This is a genomic window from Tardiphaga sp. 42S5 (assembly GCF_034044155.1).
Lineage (GTDB): Bacteria > Pseudomonadota > Alphaproteobacteria > Rhizobiales > Xanthobacteraceae > Tardiphaga > Tardiphaga robiniae.
Genome location: NZ_CP139027.1, coordinates 6,308,512 through 6,326,047, shown reverse-complemented (window position 1 = coordinate 6,326,047; position 17,536 = coordinate 6,308,512). Strand labels below are relative to the sequence as shown.

Sequence of the window (17,536 nt, the reverse complement as noted above, 5' to 3'; positions counted from 1 at the left end):
CGGTCATCATTGACGTAGATATTATTAGCAAATGGCGTGCCAACGTACCTGTTGTCTAACATTCTGATTTTTCGACTATTTCTAAATGAGCTCGGCTGTCGCAGATCAGTCGTGCCATTAAAACGAGCGGCATTACTGATTTCCTAGGCAGATGATTAAATCTTGTGCGATGGGCTTCAGGTTCGAGATGGCTCCCGATCTGTGCAGACAACAGGTTCGAAGGCGGACGCGCGCTTGGCGAAGATCTCGTCAATTTATTGGTGGTTTGTTGCGGTAGTGAGCTGGCCGTTCTCGGTGCTCGGCCGGGCACGGCGACGCAGCACGTAAAGCGTGCCGAGGGCAGGGCGCCCTGCTTCGAGGCGCAGCTCGGAATTCTCCTTGCATGCGATTTCGAAGTCCTTCGCGGCGCAGGTTTCGAAATATGTCTCGCTATGGGCGAACCTGCCTGACGAGAGCAACGTGAAGTCGCCGTGACCCGCGCCCTCGATGCTTGCTGCGAAGAGGCCGCCCGCAGGGAGCACGCGCGCAATCAGGCCGATGAGTTCTTCCAGCCGGCCGAGATAGATCAGAAGATCGGCAGCGAAGACGAGGTCGAAGCTGCGCGGGCTGTCCGCGAGATAGCTCACGACATCGGCCTTGATAAGGTCGTGATAGGCGTTCCGCCGTGTTGCGATGGCGAGCATCTTCTCCGACAGGTCGATGCCGGTCAGTCGCGCGCCGAACCGCCCGAGTGGCTCTGCAGCCAACCCCGTTCCGCAGCCGAGATCCAGAATGGTCGCAAGTGTCGGTCGGCAGGACGCAACCATATCGGCGAGTTGCTGCGGCACCTTGTAGCCAAGAATGTCCACAAGCTTGCTGTCGAAGCCTGCGGCGAATTCGTCGAAGTGCGCTTCGACATAGGCTGCCGGTGCGCGATCATGTGTCTGTCCACCGACGGCATCCAGCAAGTAGCGCTGCACGGGATCGTCCGGCTGGCCTTCCAGTCGCAGATGTCCGACCGTGGCAGCAGCTTCATGCATGCCATAGGCGCTGAATAGCGCGAATGCGGTGCGCAAGACCTCATCCAATGGCTCGGTCTCTTGTCCGGCAAGTGTCGGGTAGCGGTCGATGGCGCCCTGAATGTCGCCGTCCAGCATCGAAGCAAAGGTACGCGCGCGGGCATAGAGACGCAGTGTCACGCCTTCCAGCGGCACAAAGCCGTTTGCGATTGCCAAGGCATCGGCGCTCTCGCCAAACCGGCCGGCCATGTAGAAGGCTTGTCCGAGGCAAAGATGCGTGACCGCGTCGATGCCGCCCCAGGATAGTGCGTATTGCAGATGCACGATCGCCTGCTCGGGACGACGGGAGCCGAGATACAGCACGCCCAGGCCGAGATGAGCGTCGCCAAGCGAGGCATCGCCCGACAGAGCGCGCAGATAGGCCGCTTCAGCATCATCGATACGCTGCAGCCGGTAGGCGAGGCTCGCATATTGCAGCCATGTCGTCGCGTGGTCCGGATCGATGGCGAGCGCGCGCAACGCACTTGCTTCCGCCAGTTCGTCGCGACCGCTCAATTGATAGTCCGTCGCGAGCTCACGCCAGGCGGTGACGTTCGTCGGCATCAGTGCAAGTGCAGCAAGAAGCGCGTCGATAGCGACGTCGTGCTGGCCATGGTTGCGGTTGATCGTTGCAAACTGCCGCAGCACAGAACATGCATTGTCGGAATGCTCCATCAGCAGCGCGAAGACGGCGTGCTCCTTCATCCAGCGATCGATCTGATCAGCGGCGTGCTGGGCATCGGGGAGTTCAGGCGTGGCGGAATTCATCGAGACGATCGGGAGTTTGATCCAGAGGCGTGGGCTATGCTGCTTCTGCCCAATGCGCGCCACGAAGGCAACGTATCGATAGTTCCGTAGAGGTTGTGTCGTGATCGAGAGGTTGTGTGTGAGTACTCGTCTAAGGTTGGATGATCTGATCTGTTGCCGCAGGTTTCAATCCGTATAAGCTGGCTGAAAAGAAACCGATCACTGGGTGGAAATGGAGAAGGCGCGGTGAAATCACCCGTCGTAAAGCGATCGATCGTCGTCGCCGGACACAAGACAAGCGTCAGTCTCGAAGAGGCGTTCTGGACGGCGCTGAAGGAGATCGCCGGCATGCGCCGGATCACGATGTCGCAGCTCGTCGGCGAGATAGACAAGAACCGCCAGCAGAATAACCTCTCCTCGGCGATCAGGCTTTACGCGCTGGCCCATTACCAGGCCCTCGTCCCGCAGTCCGGGCAGTCGTAGGCGTCCGGTAAGCTCTGCGGCGGACCGGCTGGCGGCAAGGCGCATCTGCGCCTACATTCGGTCCAGCCACTTCCACATCAGTCAGGGCCTCTGCATGACCGTTCACCAGCGCAATTTGTCCACCCCCATCGATCCCGTGAAGCTCGACCGTCTGGCCGAGGTCGCCGTGAAAGTCGGGCTGCAACTGGCGCCGGGGCAGGATCTGCTGCTGACCGGCCCCGCCGCGGCGCTGCCGCTGGTGCGCAAGATCGCTGAACATGCCTACAAGGCCGGCGCCGGATTGGTGACGCCGTTCTTCTCCGATGAAGAGATGACGCTGGCGCGCTATCGCTACGGTCACGATGTGAGCTTCGATCGCGCCGCCGGCTGGCTCTATGAGGGCATGGCCAAAGCGCTCGGCAACAACACCGCGCGCCTTGCCATCGTCGGCGACAATCCGATGCTGCTGTCGAACGAAGATCCCGCCAAGGTCTCGCGCGCCAGCAAGGCGAATTCCATCGCCTATCAGCCGGCGCTGCAGAAGATCGCCGGCTTCGACATCAACTGGAATATCATCGCTTATCCCACGCTGTCCTGGGCCAAGCAGGTGTTTCCCGGCGATGAGGACGACGTTGCCGTGCAGAAGCTTGCGGACGCGATCTTCGCCGCATCGCGTGTCGACAATGCCGATCCCATCGCCGCCTGGGCGAAGCACAATGCTGCGTTGCGTAGCCGCACCGAATGGCTGAACGGCCAGCGCTTCCATGCGCTGCATTTCACCGGGCCGGGCACCGATCTTGTGGTGGGTCTTGCCGACGGCCATGAATGGGAAGGCGGCGCGTCGACCGCCAAGAACGGCATCATCTGCAACGCCAATATCCCGACCGAGGAAGTCTTCACCACACCGCATGCTGCGCGTGTCAACGGCCATGTCCGATCAACCAAGCCGCTATCCTATCAGGGCACACTGATCGACAACATCGCGGTGCGCTTCGAGGACGGCAAGATCGTCGAGGCGAAGGCCTCACGCGGCGAGGAAGTGCTCAACAAGGTGCTCGACACCGACGAAGGCTCGCGTCGGCTCGGTGAAGTGGCGCTGGTGCCGCATTCGTCGCCGATCTCGGCGAGTGGCCTCTTGTTCTACAACACGCTGTTCGACGAGAATGCCGCCTGCCATATTGCGCTCGGCCAGTGCTATTCGAAGTGCTTCGTCAATGGCGGCGATCTCACGCCCGAGCAGATCGCGGCGCAGGGCGGCAACAAGAGCTTCATCCATATCGACTGGATGATCGGCTCCGGCGAGATTGACATCGACGGTGTCCACACCGACGGCCGTCGCGTGCCGGTGTTCCGCAAGGGCGAGTGGGCGTAACGCTGCAGCAATGATCTGAACGGGCGCGGAAACTGAGTCTTCAAATCTATGGCCCAGCCCCACCGCGTCGGCTTTCTCCTGATCGACGGCTTCGCGCTGATGTCCTTCGCCTCGGCGATCGAACCGCTGCGCGCCGCCAATGTGCTAGCCGGCAAGAAACTGTATCAGTGGCTGCAGATCTCGACCGGCGCCGACGCGATCCTGGCATCGAACGGATTGTCGGTGGCGTCCGATCACACCATTGCCGACAGCGTGCGCTATGACACTGTATTGGTTTGCGCCGGCGGAAATCCCGCAAGTTTCGATGATGCCAAGACGCTGGCCTGGCTGCGTCACCTCGCGCGCTCGGGCTGCGCCGTCGGCGGTGTATCCGGCGGGCCTTTCATTCTCGCCAAGGCCGGCATCCTCGACGATGTACGTTGCACGATCCATTGGGAGCATCTCGATGCATTCATCGAGGCCTTTCCCGAGATCGAGCCGACGCGTACGCTGTTCGAGATCGATAGCAACCGGCTCACCTGCGCCGGTGGTGTCGCCGCGCTCGACATGATGCATGCCATCATCCGCCGCGATCACGGCCAGGCACTGGCAGCGAAAGTCAGTGACTGGTTTCTGCAAACCGCCGTGCGTCTCGGCGATGACAGCCAGCGCATTTCATTGCGCGAGCGCCTCGGTACCAGCAATCGCGCCGTGCTCTCGGCGATCACCGTGATGGAACGGCGTCTGGCCAGCCCTGCGCCGCGCGACGAGCTGGCAAAAACGGCCGGCGTGTCCGTGCGCCAGCTCGAGCGGCTGTTCACCGCGCATCTCGGCGTAACCATTGAGCAGCATTACATGACCCTGCGCCTCGGGAAAGCTCGTGCACTGCTGCAGCAGACCAGTATGCCGGTGGTCGAGGTCTCGGCCGAATGCGGCTTCGCCAGCGCCAGCCATTTCGCACGGATGTATCGGCGGGCCTTCGATGTGCCACCGTCGCAGGACCGGATGTCGGGGAAGAGCAAGGCGAAGTGAGGCCTAGCTCCGCCGCGGATAAATAATCACAGACAGATACGTCATAGGCGCCTTCACCAGTTCTTCCGGGCCGTGCCGCGCGGCTGCGTCGAAGAACAGCGTGTCGCCGGGCTCCATCAGATAGGTCTGATCGGCGTGGCGATAACGCACCTTGCCGGTCAGCATGTAGATCATCTCGACGCCGGCATGGCGGAAGTTGCTATAGGCCTCGGCGTCCTCGTTCAGCGTGATCAGATAGGGCTCGACGCCGAGCTCGCCGTGGATCGACTGGCCGAGCAGTTGATAATGATGACCGGACTTGGTGCCGCGGCGTTCGATCTTGACGCCTGTGCTGGCCTTCACGAAAGAGCAATCGCGCTCTTCCTCGGTCTCGCGAAAGAATCTGGAGATCGGCACGTTGAGTGCTTTCGAGAGTGCATTCAGCGTGCCCAGCGATGCGGAGATGCTGCCGGTCTCGATCTTTGACAGCATGCCGGTCGAGATGCCCGCCGATGTGCTGAGCTCCGCCACCGTCAGCTCCAGGTCCTTGCGGAGCTGCCGCACTTCATTGCCGATCTTGGATTCCAGCGAGCCGCCGACTTCCAGCGGCGCGTTGGAGCCGGTGCGCAATTCCTCCGGCTTTGATCGCGCGGGCGATGATTTCGTTGTCTTCGGTTTCGCTTTCACGGTGGCGCTTCCTAAATACGGTGATTTCCCGACAATAGCGATATTTCCTGTCAGGAAAACTATTTTCTCGGTGGTTGACATGGCGGTTTTGTTTCGGGCAAGGTCCACGCGCATTCAACGAGCGAGACGCGAGCCATGTGCGGCATTGCCGGTCTGTTTCTGAAAGATCAAAAGCTGGCCCCCGAATTAGGCGGGTTGCTCTCCGGCATGCTCGAAGCGCTGAGCGATCGCGGCCCTGACTCTGCAGGCTTTGCTGTTTATGGCGACGGCGATGCCGGACAGATCAAGCTGACGCTGCGTGCCGCGCCGTCGTTTGATTTCGCTGCATTGGTGGCGTCGCTCGGCAAGGTCGCCGATGCGCCGATTGCGTATCAGGTGCACGACACCCACGCTGTCATCAGCATCCCCACCGATCGCGAGGCTGCCGTGGCATCTGCGCTCCTCGGCATGAAAGACGTCGATATGGTCGCGCGCGGCAAGCGCATGGCGGTGTTCAAGGAAGTCGGTCTGCCCGCCGACGTGGCGAAGCGTTTCGGCCTGAACGCGATGACCGGCACCCATGCCGTGGGTCATACGCGCATGGCAACTGAGTCCGCCGTGACGACCAATGGCGCGCATCCCTTCACGACAGGTACCGACCAGTGCCTCGTGCATAACGGTTCGCTGTCGAACCACAATGATGTGCGCCGCGAGCTGATTCGCCAGGGCATGACGTTCCGCACCGAAAACGATTCCGAAGTCGCCGCCGGCTATATCTCATCGCAAATGGCCGCCGGTGCTTCGCTGCAGGATGCGATGACGTCGTCGCTGTCCGCGCTCGATGGCTTCTACACATTCGTCATCGGCACCGAGACCGGCTTCGGCGTGCTGCGCGATCCCATTGCCTGCAAGCCAGCCGTGATGGCCGAGACCGATCGCTGGGTCGCCTTCGGCACCGAATATCGTGCGCTGGTCGATCTGCCGGGCATCGACGTCGCCAAGGTCTGGGAGCCCGAACCCGCCAAAGTTTATTTGTGGGAGCGGCACTGATGCCTTCGGTTGATCTTGCGTCTTCGCCGCTGCGCGAACTCAACAGCGCGCTGCATGCGCTGACTGATAACACCAACGCGACGCACTGGACCGTCAGCAATCCGCGCGGCCAGCACAATATCGCGGTCGGTCTCGATTTTCCCGTCGAGATCGAGATCGACGGTCACGTCGGCTATTATTGCGCCGGCATGAACAAGCAGGCGCGCGTTACCGTCCGCGGCAATGCCGGGCAGGGCGTCGCAGAGAACATGATGTCGGGCCGCGTCCACGTCACCGGCGATGCCTCGCAGGCGGCGGGCGCCAGCGGCAATGGGGGGCTGCTGGTGATCGACGGCAACGCGTCCGCGCGTTGCGGCATCTCCATGAAGGGCATCGATATCGTCGTGAAGGGCTCGGTCGGCCATCTCTCCGCCTTCATGGCGCAGGCCGGCAAGCTCGTGGTGCTCGGCGATGCCGGCGAGGCACTCGGCGATTCCATCTATGAGGCGCAGCTCTTCGTGCGCGGCTCCGTCGCCAGCCTTGGTGCGGATTGCATCGAGAAGCCGCTCAAGGACGAACACAAGACCGAGTTGAAGCGGCTGCTCGATGAAGCCGGCGTCGAAGGCGTCAGCCCCGACGAGTTCAAGCGCTACGGCTCGGCGCGTAAGCTCTATCACTTCCACATCGATAACGTCGGATCATACTGATGAGCGCGCAAGACCGCTGGATCCATACGCCGCCGCGCAAGTCCGCGACCTTCGATGATGCAGCCATTGCGGAAATTCGCCGTGCGGCCGCGACCGGCATCTATGACATCCGCGGCGCTGGCGCCAAGCGCAAGCTGCCGCATTTCGACGACCTGCTGTTTCTCGGCGCCTCGATCAGCCGCTATCCGCTGGAAGGCTACCGTGAGAAATGCGCCACCGATGTCGTCATCGGCGCGCGTTTCGCCAAGAAGCCGATTCATCTGAAGATTCCGATTACCATCGCCGGCATGAGCTTCGGGGCACTGTCCGGTCCCGCCAAGGAAGCGCTCGGCCGCGGCGCATCGGCGGTCGGCACGTCGACCACCACGGGCGACGGCGGCATGACGCCGGAAGAGCGTGGTCATTCCGATCTGCTCGTCTATCAGGTGCTGCCGTCGCGTTACGGCATGAATCCGGACGACCTGCGTAAGGCCGATGCCATCGAAGTCGTGGTCGGGCAGGGCGCCAAGCCCGGCGGCGGTGGCATGTTGCTCGGCCAGAAAATTACCGAGCGCGTCGCCGGCATGCGACGTCTGCCCGTCGGCATAGACCAGCGCTCGGCCTGCCGGCATCCGGACTGGACCGGGCCTGACGATCTCGAAATCAAGATCCAGGAACTGCGCGAGATCACCGACTGGCAGACCCCGATCTATGTGAAGGTCGGTGCCTCACGCCCGTATTACGATATCGCGCTAGCTGTGAAATCCGGTGCCGATGCCATCGTGCTCGATGGCATGCAGGGCGGCACGGCTGCGACGCAGGACGTCTTCATCGAGAATGTCGGCCTGCCCACCATGTGCGCGATCCCGCCGGCGGTGAAGGCGCTGCAGGATCTCGGCATGCATCGCAAGGTGCAGCTCATCGTGTCCGGTGGCATCCGCAATGGAGCTGACGTGGCCAAGTGTCTCGCGCTCGGCGCGGATGCGGTGGCGATCGGCACGGCTGCATTGATCGCGCTCGGTGATAACGACCCCGCACTGGAAGCCGAATATCAGAAGCTTGGCACTACGGCCGGCGCCTATGACGACTGGCACGAGGGCCGCGATCCCGCGGGCATCACCACGCAGGATCCTTTGCTGGCCGCGCGGCTCAATCCCGTGATCGCCGGCCGCAAGCTGGCGAACTATCTCTCGGTGATGACACTGGAAGCGCAGGCCATCGCACGCGCTTGCGGCAAGAGCCACGTCCACAATCTCGAACCGGAAGATCTGGTGGCGCTGACAATGGAGTCGGCGGCCATGGCGAGAGTCCCTCTCGCCGGAACGAACTGGATTCCCGGCAGCAATATCTAACGAGCCATTATGGCTGGATGATCTTCGGAGCGCGTGTCAATGACGACCTGGACCGAACTAGCCAAACAGCACGACCTCAAATATTTCCTCATTGCCTTTGTCGATCTGTTCGGCGGCATGCGCGCCAAGCTGGTGCCGGCGACCGCGATGGACGGCGTCGCCAAGTCCGGAGCGGGCTTTGCTGGTTTCGCGGCATGGTTCGACATGACGCCAGCCGACCCCGATGTCCTCGTGATGCCGGACATGGATACGCTCACATTGCTGCCATGGAAGCCCGGCGTCGCCTGGGTTACGGGCGATCTCTACATGGGTGGCAAGCCGGTGGCGCAGAATCCACGTCAGGTGCTGAAAGGCCTCATTGCGAAGGCGGCGGAGCAGGGTGTCGAACTCAAGACCGGCGTCGAATGCGAATACTTTCTGATTTCGCCCGACGGCACCGCGATCTCAGATCCTGCCGATCAGCAGGCCAAACCGTGCTACGACCAGCAGGCGCTGATGCGGCGCTACGAAATCGTCGCCGAAATCTGCGATGCAATGATTACGCTCGGCTGGAAGCCGTATCAAAACGATCATGAAGACGCCAACGGCCAGTTCGAGATGAACTGGGAGTTCGACACCGCGCTGAAGACCGCCGATCGCCACGCGTTCTTTAAGTTTATGGTCAAGTCGATTGCCGAAAAGCACGGCTACAAGGCGACCTTCATGCCGAAGCCGTTTGCCAATCTCACTGGCAACGGCTGCCACGTCCATGCGTCGCTTTGGTCGACCAAGGATGGCTCCAACGTATTTGAAGATGAGGCCGGTGAACTCGGCCTGTCGAAGACCGCCTATCACTTCATCGGCGGCCTCGTTCATTCGGCCGAAGCGGTTTGCGCCATCACCAATCCCACGGTGAATTCCTACAAGCGCATCAATGCGCCGCGCACGCTCTCCGGCGCGACGTGGTCACCGAATACGGTGACCTACGGCGGCAACAACCGCACGCACATGATCCGCATTCCCGATGCTGGTCGTTTTGAATTCCGTCTGCCCGATGGCGCGGTCAATCCGTATCTGCTGCCTGCGGCGCTGTTGGCCGCCGGCCTCGACGGCATGGCCAACAGCCGCGATCCCGGCCCGCGCCTCGACATCAATATGTATACGGAAGGCGCGAAGGCGCCGAAGGCAAAGCAGCTCCCGTTGAACCTGCTCGATGCATTGCGCGCGCTCGAAGCATCCGACGTGTTGAAGGCGCAGCTCGGCGAGGTCGTGGTCGGGTCGTACCTCAAGCTCAAACACAGCGACTGGAATGAGCACTGCCGTCAGCTCACCGAATGGGAGCGGCAGACGACTTTGGATTGCTGATACCGCACGCCCGTCGAAATTGCGTGCTATGAGTCCTGGCTCAGTGGCGTCTTTGGGTTGACGCAACGTTGCCGCAGGATCATTTCACACCATGACCACCGGCGTCAGCGCGTTTTACGACGGCATTTCAATATTTTACGGCTTCGACCGGGTGATGGACCCGGCGTTGTACAAGCCGCTGCCGGATGACTGGATCATCGGCGTCGCCGATATCGTCGAATCCACCAAGGCCATCGCCGAACAGCGCTACAAAGCCGTCAACATGGCCGGCGCTGCCGTCATTGCTGCCGTGACCAACGCATTGGACGGCCGCGAATTCCCCTTCGTGTTCGGCGGCGATGGCGCGAGCTTCGCAGTCTCACCGGACGATCTCGATCGCGCCCGCGGGGCTTTGGCGGCGACGGCCACCTGGGTGAAGCACGATCTCGATCTCGTCATGCGCGTGGCCCTGGTGCCGATCGAAGACATCCGCGCGCAGGGGCTGGATGTGCGCGTGGCGCGCTTCGGTCCATCGAAGAATGTGTCCTATGCGATGTTTTCCGGTGGCGGATTGGGCTGGGCAGAGGCCGCGATGAAGCGCGGCGAATTCGCGGTGACGCCGGCACCTGTCGGGACCTATCCCGATCTCTCCGGGCTCTCATGTCGCTTCGAGGAAATTCCATCGGCACATGGTTTGATTCTGTCGGTGTTGGTGACGGCTGCAGCGGGAGCCGACCCATCCGCATTTCGTCGCGTTATCGAAGACATTATCGCACTGGTCGAACGCAGTCCAAATGCGGGCCGTCCCGTACCCGCAGGCGGTCCCGCGATGACGTGGCCGCCCGCGGGTCTCGGCTACGAAATCCGAGCTGGCCGCGGCGCGAAATCGCTTTCGCGCTTTCGTATCTGGGTAACGACGCGAACGCTGTTCGTTTTTGTGCTGATGCGTTTTGGCATTAGCGTCGGCGGGTTCGTGCCGAAGACCTATGTGCAGCAGTTGGTCGAGAACTCGGATTTCCGCAAATACGACGATAGCCTACGCATGATCCTGGATTGCACACCCGATCTCGAACGTGCGCTCGAGCAGCATCTTGTCACGGCAGCCGCGGAAGGAACGGTGCGCTATGGCCTGCATCGGCAGGATGCGGCGATGATGACGTGTTTCACGCCGTCAGCCATCCGCAGCGATCACGTTCATTTCATCGACGGCGCGCGCGGCGGTTATGCCTCGGCGGCCACCGCGTTGAAGGCCATGTCAGTCTGAGAGAAGCGAACTGAGTTACCGGCCGACGCGGGTCCAGTTCTCGCCACCGCAGAATGCGCCGACGCAGCCTTCGACCTTCAGCGTGTTAGGGCCGACCAGCGCCACGTTGCTGGTATAGATCTTCCCGTCATCGGCATTATAGATCCGGCCCGACCACGTGTTCGCTCCGGTAGGGCGCATATCGTAGAACAGGTGAATGCCGATCATCGAGCGTTTAGCCAGCGCGGGATCGGGATTCTTGTCGTCGATCGGCGGCTTGCCGGTCTGCGGATCGATCTTGTCGCGCAGCGAGACGACGGTGCCGCACAGGATGGTGCCGCATTTGCTGACCCGCACCTGTGCATCGCCGGCCTGGGTCTGCCAGACACCCGTTGCTTCGCCGCCCGATTGGGCTTGCGCAGCGGAGCCTGCGAACACTGCACCCAGCAATGCGATCATAACAGTAAATCTGGCGGCCATGCGTGTCTCCTCGGATCAGGCGGTCTGCATAACAAGAAATGGGATTTGTGCAATGCCGCGGCGATGCGTTTGAGACTACTCAGCGTCTCAAATGATCATGATCGATTCAATTTGACGCAGCTTGCTCAGGTCAACCGATGGCGGTCACCACGGCAGCCCGCACAGGTCCATCTCGCCTTCATGCGGCGCTCGCTTCAGGTAGGACACCAGCGGGGTCATGACATCGAAGCGTACCCGCTCGCCGTGCTGTTCGGCATAGACCTCGCCGATGAACGGCTTCCAGTTGCGGTGGGTGTAGAAATCCAGATTGTGCGGTTCACAGAACAGCAGCGCAAAATCGGTGGCGCGTTCGTCTTTCAGCGTATGGAGTGCGGCGGTGAGCGCCAGACTGGCCAGACCGCGACGGCGATAGTCGGGATGCGTCACAACGCCGCCGATGCCGCCAATCCGCGTCTTGCGATCCTTCCATATGCCTTCGCGCCGATACAGGCCGACATGGCAGACCGGCTGTCCGTCGTCCTCCACGATGACCCGCAATTCGGGATAGGCGAAGACCACGTGTCCCCAGGGCAGTTTCTCGACCGCCTCGCGCGGCCAAACCAAGTCGAACAGCGGTTTGACGCTCGGCCATGAGGCGTCGCCGGTCACAATCTCGATTTCGATGCTCATTTCGGTCGCCACCTCTGCGCTCTGTGCAGCCCTTATAGGTCGGTCCGAGGGTAGTAAACCTGTCGAATCCAGTGCTTATCTGAGAATAATATTCTAGGGATCAAGGAAGCGTTGGAATGACTGAGGCGGAGCTCTCCAAATATCAGCGCTGGGCGATTTTGGCCGGCGCGGCGACGCTGCTCAGCCTGGCCATGGGCATGCGCCAGAGCTTCGGCCTGTTTCAACCCTCGATTCTGCGCGACACCGCCATCACCACGGCCGATTTCTCGCTGGCCACCGCTTTGCAGAATGTGATCTGGGGCATCTCGCAGCCTTTCATTGGCGCCATCGCCGATCGCTTTGGGACCCGTCACGTGATGATCACCGGCGTTTTGATTTATGCCGCCGGTCTCGTCTTGATGATGGTCGCGACCACGCCGTTGGTGTTCACGCTTGGCGCCGGCCTTTGCGTCGGCCTCGCGCTGTCCTGCACGGCATCGAGCATGACCATGACGGTGGCCTCGCGTAGCGTGTCCGCTGCCAAGCGCAGTGTCACCATGGGTGCTGTGTCAGCCGCCGGTTCGCTGGGCCTCGTCATTGCCTCGCCGCTGGCGCAGACGCTGATCTCGACCGCTGGCTGGCAGGTCGCGCTGATCGGCTTTCTCGGCCTCGCTGCTGTGATGCTCCCCGCTGCGCTGTTTGCCGGCCAGTCCGACAAGATCGAACGCGCAGCGATCGACGAGCTGCCGCAGTCGATGGGCGAAGTGGTGCAGTCCGCACTCGGCCATTCCGGCTATATCGTGCTGGCGCTGTCGTTCTTTGTCTGCGGCCTGCAGCTCGTCTTCATCACCACGCATCTGCCGAATTATCTGGCGATCTGCGGCCTCGACGCGTCGCTTGGCGCCTCCGCACTGGCAATAGTCGGTCTGTTCAATGTGTTTGGCTCCTATGCCTTTGGCTGGCTTGGCGGCCGTTATCCGAAGCAGATTTTGCTCGGCGGAATTTACATCGTTCGCTCGTTGGCGCTCGCCACTTATTTCTATTTTCCGGCGACGCCGACCACGACCATGGTCTTCGCAGCCGTGCTGGGATCGCTGTGGCTCGGCGTGGTCCCGCTGGTGAACGGCCTCGTCGCGCAGCTGTTCGGGTTGCGCTTCATGGCGACACTCACGGGCATCGCCTTCCTCAGCCATCAGGCAGGATCTTTCCTGGGCGCCTGGGGCGGCGGCATGATCTTCTCTCATCTCGGCAATTACGATCGTGCCTGGCAATTCGCCGTCGTGATCGGGATGATCGCCGGATGCTTCCAGATGCTGATGAATGTGAAGCCGCCAGTGCGGCGCGATGCCGTCTCCGCCGCAATGCCGAGCGCGGCCTGATCGCGAAGCGATCGGGGATCGCAAAGATGGGAGTGTCGGAGCCGGGCGGAACCTTCTATAAGGGTTCCCGTTAAGCCAACTCTCCCATTATTGCGGATCTTGACCCATGACCTTCACGCTTCCCAATCTGCCTTACGCCTATGACGCGCTCGCGCCGCATATGTCGAAGGAAACGCTGGAATTCCATCACGATAAGCACCATCAGGCTTACGTGACCAACGGCAACAACCTGCTGAAGGGCACCGAATTCGAAGGCAAATCGCTTGAAGAAATCGTGAAGGGCTCGTTCGGCAAGAATGCCGCGCTCTTCAACAATGCCGGCCAGCACTACAACCATCTCCACTTCTGGAACTGGATGAAGCCGAACGGCGGTGGCGACAAGCTGCCCGGCCGTCTGGAGAAGAAGATCACCGAGGATCTCGGCGGTCTCGAGAAGTTCAAGACCGACTTCGCCGCTGCAGGCGTTGGCCAGTTCGGCTCCGGCTGGGCCTGGCTCTCGGTCAAGAACGGCAAGCTGGAAATCTCCAAGACCGCGAACGGCGAAAGCCCGTTGGTCCATGGCGCGACCCCGATCCTCGGCGTCGACGTCTGGGAGCACTCCTACTACATCGACTACCGCAACCGTCGTCCCGACTATCTCAAGGCGTTCGTCGATCACCTTGTGAACTGGGAATATGTCGACGAGCAGTTCGGCAAGGCGGTCTGATCGCTTTCGATTTGCGTTTAATGACGCGCGGGAAGGGCGGTGGCGCAAGCTGCCGCTTTTTTTCGTTGTCGTGACGTTTTCGTGTCTTGCTCGGCCTGCTGCGACTTGCCGCCGCAGACACGCTGCGGCAGAACGGAATGACGTGAGCCACCAAGCGCAGCGGGTGTTCGATGAATTACGTTTTGGTTTTTGTCGGCGGCGGCCTCGGCGCCACCCTGCGCCATGTGATCAACATGACCTGCGCCCGCTGCATGGGGACGGCATTCCCGTGGGGCACCTTCATCATCAACATCACTGGCTCCACGGTGATGGGCCTGATCGCCGGCTATCTGGCTTACAAGGGCGAGGCCTCGCAGCCCTGGCGCCTGTTCCTGATGACCGGCATCCTCGGCGGCTACACGACGTTTTCGGCCTTTTCACTGGATACGGCAGTGCTCTATGAGCGCGGCGACCTAGGCCTCGCACTGGCCTATGTGCTGGGCTCGGTGGTGCTATCGATTGCCGGGCTTTTTGCCGGCCTGGCGCTGGTCCGCCACTTCGCCTGAACCCTCCCAGGCTTGCGGTATGTTATAATATAACATAAATAAGGGGCAGGCGCCTTGGCGCCGGATATTCATTGGCCAGGCCCGATTTCATGGCGCACTCCCATTCCCACGGTCATGACCACTCCCATGGTCACGCGGACGGCCACGGTCATACCCACAGCCATGGCCCGGCAAGCCCGCATCCGGCCCAGCCCGCGCCCTGGTCGATCTTGCGCATGACGTTGCCCGCACGGCTGGGGGCTGCGCTGGCGGTCTCCGCAGCGCTCTGGGCGGTGGTTCTGCTGGCGATGAGGCCATCATGACGACACAGCTCGCTTTCCAGAACGTCACGCTGGGTTATGACCGGCATCCGGCCGTGCATCACCTCAATGGCGAGATCGCAGCTGGCAGTTTGCTCGCGGTGGTCGGGCCGAACGGCGCCGGCAAATCCACGCTGTTTCGCGGCATCGTCGGCATCCTGAAGCCGCTGACGGGCGCGATCACACTTGGCGGCCTGAAGGCGCGCGACATCGCTTACCTGCCGCAGAGCGTCGACATCGACCGCACATTCCCTATCTCGGTGTTCGACTTCGTCGGCACAGGGCTTTGGCGCAAGACCGGGATATTCGGCGGCCTTGGCAAGAACGCACGCGAGCAAATTGGACGGGCCCTCACCGCTGTTGGCCTCAACGGATTCGAGAACCGCAATATCGGCACGCTGTCCGGCGGCCAGATGCAGCGGATGCTGTTTGCGCGGGTGTTGTTGCAGGACGCACGCGTTATCGTGCTCGACGAGCCGTTCAATGCGATCGACGCCAAGACGTCGGCTGATTTGATTGCGCTGGTGCGTCACTGGCATGCCGAGAAGCGCACGGTACTGGCGGCGCTGCACGATATGGAGATGGTGCGCGCGCATTTCCCGGAGACGCTGCTGCTAGCGCGCGGCTCCGTGGCCTGGGGACCGACCCAGCAGGTGCTGACGGCGGATAACCTGCTGGAGGCGCGGCGCATGTGCGAAGCCTTCGACGATGGCGCCGGCACCTGTGTTGTCGATGCCGCACACTCGCGGGCGGCCTGATCGACATGCTCTACGATGCGCTGATCGCGCCTTTCCTCGAATTCGAATTCATGCGCCGCGCGCTGGCCGGCGTGGTTGCGCTCGCGCTCGGCGGCGCGCCGATCGGCGTGTTCCTGATGCTGCGGCGGATGAGCCTTGTCGGCGATGCTATGGCGCATGCGATTCTGCCGGGGGCGGCGATCGGCTTCCTGTTCTCGGGGCTAAATCTGTTTGCGATGACGTTTGGCGGCCTGATTGCAGGCTTTTCCGTCGCTTTGCTGGCAGGGCTGGTGTCGCGCGTGACCGTTATCAAAGAAGACGCATCGCTTGCCGCGTTCTATCTCGTATCACTCGCAGTCGGCGTCACCATCGTTTCGATGCGCGGCACCAATATCGATCTATTGCATGTGTTGTTCGGCAACATTCTCGCGCTCGACGATCAGACGCTGCTGGTGATCGCCTTCAATGCGACGATCACGCTGGTGGTGATGGCGGTGATCTATCGCCCGCTGGTGATCGAATGCGTCGATCCGGTGTTTCTGCGCACGGTCTCGCGCGCCGGTGCACCCGCGCATCTGGCGTTTCTCGCGCTGGTCGTCGTCAATCTCGTCAACGGCTTTCACGCGCTCGGCACGCTGCTCGCGGTGGGGCTGATGATCCTGCCGGCGGGCATCGCGCGGTTCTGGTCGCGTGATATCACGGGGATGATGATGATCTCCGTCGCGAGCGCGATGGCCTCCGGTTACTTCGGTCTGGTGCTGTCGTTCCAGACCAAGGTGCCGTCCGGCCCCGCGATCATTCTGGTCGCCGCGGTGCTCTACGTATTTTCGGTTTTGTTCGGCAATGTCAGTGGCTTGGTGAGGCAGTTGTTCCCCGGCCGGCATCTTGAGGCGTAGGTGTGTCAGTTATGCGGAAATGCAGCGTATTTGTCCTTTGTGCCATCCTGTCGCTCGTCAATGCGATCGTCCCGGCGCGTGCGCAGGACAAGACCCAGAACAAGATCGATGTCGTCGCGAGTTTCTCCATCCTGGGTGACTTCGTGCGCAATGTCGGCGGCGAGCGGATAGCTGTCACGACCCTGGTCGGCCCGAATGGCGATGCGCATGTCTACACACCAACGCCGCGTGACGCGAAAAAGATCGCCGATGCGAAGCTCGTTGTCGTCAACGGCCTCGGCTTCGAAGGCTGGCTGCCGCGGTTGGTGAAATCATCCGGCGGCAAGGCTGTCATCGTCACCGCGACACAGGGCATCGCACCGCGCAAGCTCGACTCGCACGAGGATCCGCACGCCTGGCAATCGGTGGCCAATGCCAGGATCTATGTCGCAAACATTCGCGATGCGCTGGCCAAGGCCGATCCTGCCGGTGCCGACACCTACAAGGCGAACGCCGAGGCCTATCTCGCGAAGCTGACAACCCTCGACGGTGACGTGAAGGCGGCTGTGGCTTCCATCCCCTCAGCGCACCGCAAGGTAATCTCGACCCACGACGCCTTCGGCTATTTCGCGGCGGCCTATGGCATCGAATTTATTGCGCCGCAGGGCGTTTCGACGGATTCGGAGCCCAGCGCGAAGGATATCGCGGTCATCATCACCCAGCTCAAGATCTCGAAAATTCCGGCCGTTTTTCTGGAAAACATCGCCGATCCCCGGCTGATGCGCCGGATCGCCGCCGAGACCGGGGCAAAAATCGGCGGAACGCTGTATTCCGACAGTCTGACGCCCGAAAACGGCGATGCACCCACTTACATTGATATGGTCAGGCACAATATAAAGGCGCTGACGAGCGCGCTGACCAGTTAGCGCAGGGGCACCCCTGCTGCCGGCGCTGCACAAG

General features: G+C 61.6%; 19 protein-coding genes. 15 read left to right on the top strand and 4 right to left on the bottom strand.

Annotated elements, in window-relative coordinates; translation table 11 throughout:
- Window positions 1-254: 254 nt before the first annotated feature.
- The gene (locus tag SFY93_RS29515) at window positions 255-1,805 is read right to left on the bottom strand and encodes a methyltransferase domain-containing protein (protein WP_320445599.1); all 1,551 of its coding nucleotides are present in this window, start codon (window positions 1,803-1,805) and stop codon (window positions 255-257) included.
- A 225-nt stretch (window positions 1,806-2,030) separates the two neighbouring features.
- On the opposite strand from SFY93_RS29515, the gene SFY93_RS29510 reads away from it, so the two are divergent.
- The 3 genes from SFY93_RS29510 to SFY93_RS29500 all read left to right on the top strand — a co-directional run bounded on the left by SFY93_RS29510 (window position 2,031) and on the right by SFY93_RS29500 (window position 4,629).
- Window positions 2,031-2,267 (top strand): ribbon-helix-helix domain-containing protein, encoded by a 237-nt coding sequence (locus tag SFY93_RS29510; RefSeq protein ID WP_320445598.1) that lies wholly within the window; start codon window positions 2,031-2,033, stop codon window positions 2,265-2,267.
- Between the two features lie 94 nt (window positions 2,268-2,361).
- Window positions 2,362-3,618 carry an aminopeptidase gene (locus SFY93_RS29505; RefSeq protein WP_320445597.1) on the top strand — a complete coding sequence of 419 codons (1,257 nt, stop codon included), beginning with the start codon at window positions 2,362-2,364 and terminating at the stop codon, window positions 3,616-3,618.
- A gap of 48 nt (window positions 3,619-3,666) precedes the next feature.
- Complete coding sequence (locus SFY93_RS29500; RefSeq protein ID WP_320445596.1) at window positions 3,667-4,629, top strand: GlxA family transcriptional regulator; 963 nt, start codon at window positions 3,667-3,669, stop codon at window positions 4,627-4,629.
- Window positions 4,630-4,632: 3 nt separating this feature from the next.
- Here the strand turns inward: SFY93_RS29500 and SFY93_RS29495 are convergent, their stop codons facing one another.
- Window positions 4,633-5,295: a helix-turn-helix domain-containing protein gene (locus SFY93_RS29495; protein WP_320445595.1), complete on the bottom strand. Its 663-nt coding sequence runs from the start codon at window positions 5,293-5,295 to the stop codon at window positions 4,633-4,635.
- Between the two features lie 135 nt (window positions 5,296-5,430).
- On the opposite strand from SFY93_RS29495, the gene SFY93_RS29490 reads away from it, so the two are divergent.
- The 5 genes from SFY93_RS29490 (at window position 5,431) to SFY93_RS29470 (ending at window position 10,928) form a co-directional block, all read left to right on the top strand.
- Complete coding sequence (locus tag SFY93_RS29490; protein ID WP_320445594.1) at window positions 5,431-6,324, top strand: class II glutamine amidotransferase; 894 nt, start codon at window positions 5,431-5,433, stop codon at window positions 6,322-6,324.
- On the top strand, window positions 6,324-7,010 hold the full coding sequence (locus SFY93_RS29485) for a GltB/FmdC/FwdC-like GXGXG domain-containing protein (protein WP_320445593.1): 687 nt from the start codon (window positions 6,324-6,326) through the stop codon (window positions 7,008-7,010). Before SFY93_RS29490 ends, SFY93_RS29485 begins: the two co-directional genes overlap by 1 nt.
- Complete coding sequence (locus SFY93_RS29480; protein ID WP_320445592.1) at window positions 7,010-8,341, top strand: FMN-binding glutamate synthase family protein; 1,332 nt, start codon at window positions 7,010-7,012, stop codon at window positions 8,339-8,341. Before SFY93_RS29485 ends, SFY93_RS29480 begins: the two co-directional genes overlap by 1 nt.
- Before the next feature lie 39 nt (window positions 8,342-8,380).
- Window positions 8,381-9,685 (top strand): type III glutamate--ammonia ligase, encoded by a 1,305-nt coding sequence (glnT, locus tag SFY93_RS29475; protein WP_320445591.1) that lies wholly within the window; start codon window positions 8,381-8,383, stop codon window positions 9,683-9,685.
- 91 nt (window positions 9,686-9,776) lie between these two features.
- Window positions 9,777-10,928: a DUF3095 domain-containing protein gene (locus tag SFY93_RS29470; protein WP_320445590.1), complete on the top strand. Its 1,152-nt coding sequence runs from the start codon at window positions 9,777-9,779 to the stop codon at window positions 10,926-10,928.
- Window positions 10,929-10,943: 15 nt separating this feature from the next.
- Here the strand turns inward: SFY93_RS29470 and SFY93_RS29465 are convergent, their stop codons facing one another.
- Window positions 10,944-11,387, bottom strand: a complete 444-nt coding sequence (locus SFY93_RS29465; protein ID WP_092145969.1) for a DUF2147 domain-containing protein — start codon at window positions 11,385-11,387, stop codon at window positions 10,944-10,946.
- A gap of 144 nt (window positions 11,388-11,531) precedes the next feature.
- Window positions 11,532-12,056, bottom strand: coding sequence for a GNAT family N-acetyltransferase (locus tag SFY93_RS29460; RefSeq protein WP_320445589.1), 525 nt, complete (start codon window positions 12,054-12,056; stop codon window positions 11,532-11,534).
- 116 nt (window positions 12,057-12,172) lie between these two features.
- Between SFY93_RS29460 and SFY93_RS29455 the strand changes: the two genes are divergently transcribed.
- From SFY93_RS29455 to SFY93_RS29425, 7 genes are all read left to right on the top strand, one after another.
- Window positions 12,173-13,414: an MFS transporter gene (locus SFY93_RS29455; protein ID WP_320445588.1), complete on the top strand. Its 1,242-nt coding sequence runs from the start codon at window positions 12,173-12,175 to the stop codon at window positions 13,412-13,414.
- 106 nt (window positions 13,415-13,520) lie between these two features.
- Window positions 13,521-14,120, top strand: a complete 600-nt coding sequence (locus SFY93_RS29450; RefSeq protein ID WP_093757222.1) for a superoxide dismutase — start codon at window positions 13,521-13,523, stop codon at window positions 14,118-14,120.
- Between the two features lie 170 nt (window positions 14,121-14,290).
- Window positions 14,291-14,665 (top strand): fluoride efflux transporter CrcB, encoded by a 375-nt coding sequence (gene crcB / locus SFY93_RS29445; RefSeq protein WP_320445587.1) that lies wholly within the window; start codon window positions 14,291-14,293, stop codon window positions 14,663-14,665.
- Window positions 14,666-14,754: 89 nt separating this feature from the next.
- Window positions 14,755-14,967 (top strand): hypothetical protein, encoded by a 213-nt coding sequence (locus SFY93_RS29440; RefSeq protein WP_320445586.1) that lies wholly within the window; start codon window positions 14,755-14,757, stop codon window positions 14,965-14,967.
- A complete protein-coding gene (locus tag SFY93_RS29435) occupies window positions 14,964-15,722 on the top strand; it encodes a metal ABC transporter ATP-binding protein (RefSeq protein WP_320445585.1) in 759 nt (252 codons plus the stop codon). Before SFY93_RS29440 ends, SFY93_RS29435 begins: the two co-directional genes overlap by 4 nt.
- 5 nt (window positions 15,723-15,727) lie before the next feature.
- Window positions 15,728-16,597, top strand: coding sequence for a metal ABC transporter permease (locus SFY93_RS29430; RefSeq protein ID WP_320445584.1), 870 nt, complete (start codon window positions 15,728-15,730; stop codon window positions 16,595-16,597).
- An 11-nt stretch (window positions 16,598-16,608) separates the two neighbouring features.
- Window positions 16,609-17,502, top strand: coding sequence for a metal ABC transporter substrate-binding protein (locus SFY93_RS29425; RefSeq protein ID WP_320445583.1), 894 nt, complete (start codon window positions 16,609-16,611; stop codon window positions 17,500-17,502).
- Window positions 17,503-17,536: the final 34 nt, after the last annotated feature.

What these genes read in the sequence shown, in the direction of transcription:
- SFY93_RS29485 (WP_320445593.1), top strand. Translation starts at nt 6,324, where the DNA reads ATGCCTTCGGTTGATCTTGCGTCTTCGCCGCTGCGCGAACTCAACAGC.
- SFY93_RS29515 (WP_320445599.1), bottom strand. Translation starts at nt 1,805, where the DNA reads ATGAATTCCGCCACGCCTGAACTCCCCGATGCCCAGCACGCCGCTGAT.
- SFY93_RS29490 (WP_320445594.1), top strand. Translation starts at nt 5,431, where the DNA reads ATGTGCGGCATTGCCGGTCTGTTTCTGAAAGATCAAAAGCTGGCCCCC.
- SFY93_RS29500 (WP_320445596.1), top strand. Translation starts at nt 3,667, where the DNA reads ATGGCCCAGCCCCACCGCGTCGGCTTTCTCCTGATCGACGGCTTCGCG.
- SFY93_RS29460 (WP_320445589.1), bottom strand. Translation starts at nt 12,056, where the DNA reads ATGAGCATCGAAATCGAGATTGTGACCGGCGACGCCTCATGGCCGAGC.
- SFY93_RS29425 (WP_320445583.1), top strand. Translation starts at nt 16,609, where the DNA reads ATGCGGAAATGCAGCGTATTTGTCCTTTGTGCCATCCTGTCGCTCGTC.
- SFY93_RS29430 (WP_320445584.1), top strand. Translation starts at nt 15,728, where the DNA reads ATGCTCTACGATGCGCTGATCGCGCCTTTCCTCGAATTCGAATTCATG.
- crcB (WP_320445587.1), top strand. Translation starts at nt 14,291, where the DNA reads ATGAATTACGTTTTGGTTTTTGTCGGCGGCGGCCTCGGCGCCACCCTG.
- SFY93_RS29480 (WP_320445592.1), top strand. Translation starts at nt 7,010, where the DNA reads ATGAGCGCGCAAGACCGCTGGATCCATACGCCGCCGCGCAAGTCCGCG.
- SFY93_RS29465 (WP_092145969.1), bottom strand. Translation starts at nt 11,387, where the DNA reads ATGGCCGCCAGATTTACTGTTATGATCGCATTGCTGGGTGCAGTGTTC.
- SFY93_RS29435 (WP_320445585.1), top strand. Translation starts at nt 14,964, where the DNA reads ATGACGACACAGCTCGCTTTCCAGAACGTCACGCTGGGTTATGACCGG.
- SFY93_RS29440 (WP_320445586.1), top strand. Translation starts at nt 14,755, where the DNA reads ATGGCGCACTCCCATTCCCACGGTCATGACCACTCCCATGGTCACGCG.
- SFY93_RS29455 (WP_320445588.1), top strand. Translation starts at nt 12,173, where the DNA reads ATGACTGAGGCGGAGCTCTCCAAATATCAGCGCTGGGCGATTTTGGCC.
- SFY93_RS29470 (WP_320445590.1), top strand. Translation starts at nt 9,777, where the DNA reads ATGACCACCGGCGTCAGCGCGTTTTACGACGGCATTTCAATATTTTAC.
- glnT (WP_320445591.1), top strand. Translation starts at nt 8,381, where the DNA reads ATGACGACCTGGACCGAACTAGCCAAACAGCACGACCTCAAATATTTC.
- SFY93_RS29505 (WP_320445597.1), top strand. Translation starts at nt 2,362, where the DNA reads ATGACCGTTCACCAGCGCAATTTGTCCACCCCCATCGATCCCGTGAAG.
- SFY93_RS29450 (WP_093757222.1), top strand. Translation starts at nt 13,521, where the DNA reads ATGACCTTCACGCTTCCCAATCTGCCTTACGCCTATGACGCGCTCGCG.